The sequence below is a fragment of the Chryseobacterium sp. CH21 genome (assembly GCF_004119445.1).
GTDB lineage: Bacteria > Bacteroidota > Bacteroidia > Flavobacteriales > Weeksellaceae > Chryseobacterium.
Genome location: NZ_QICI01000005.1, coordinates 1 through 288, shown reverse-complemented (window position 1 = coordinate 288; position 288 = coordinate 1). Strand labels below are relative to the sequence as shown.

At 44.1% G+C, this 288-nt stretch carries 1 pseudogene; it reads left to right on the top strand.

What is annotated here, in order from left to right:
• Window positions 1–288: pseudogene (locus tag BOQ62_RS22265) on the top strand (hypothetical protein); the annotation flags it as partial.

Sequence of the window (288 nt, the reverse complement as noted above, 5' to 3'; positions counted from 1 at the left end):
TTTGATGGAGCAGTTTGGCAGAAATTAGCGAATGGGGCAGCAGCAGAGCCATGGAACGTAGAAGGCACTACAAATCCGGCAACAGCAAATTCAGAAAATATATACCAGACCGGTAATGTATATGTAACAGCTGCAGCAGTACCTACAACCACTAAAACTGTAAATATAACCACAGGGGGGTACTATTATTTTGATGGAGCAGTTTGGCAGAAATTAGCGAATGGGGCAGCAGCAGAGCCATGGAACGTAGAAGGCACTACAAATCCGGCAACAGCAAATTCAGAAAAT